The sequence below is a fragment of the Streptomyces lushanensis genome, from assembly GCF_001700515.1.
Lineage (GTDB): Bacteria > Actinomycetota > Actinomycetes > Streptomycetales > Streptomycetaceae > Streptomyces > Streptomyces lushanensis.
Genome location: NZ_MAUD01000500.1, coordinates 742 through 1,011, shown reverse-complemented (window position 1 = coordinate 1,011; position 270 = coordinate 742). Strand labels below are relative to the sequence as shown.

Annotated in this window: 1 pseudogene; it reads left to right on the top strand. The window is 64.8% G+C overall.

The window, feature by feature from the left end:
• Window positions 1-85: 85 nt before the first annotated feature.
• A pseudogene (locus BFF77_RS37330) lies at window positions 86-270 on the top strand (IS5/IS1182 family transposase); the annotation flags it as partial.

Sequence of the window (270 nt, the reverse complement as noted above, 5' to 3'; positions counted from 1 at the left end):
CGGCGGGGCACCGCGTGTGTGACGAAGTGAAGCTTTTGGTAGACGAGTTGTCGACCAGGATCAACCTGTCCGCCCGGACCTTCGCATGCTTGTGTACCCATTCGGACTCGATCTGTCCAATTCAGCCCTACGGTTCCTGGCAGGGAAGCTGACGGCCCTGGTCCGTGAACGCGGAACACGGTGGCGCCGGCTCGGAACGGCCCGGCAGGCCCTACTGGTCCTGGCCCACCTGCGATGCGGACACACCTGCGCCCAGTTGGCCACGGGGTT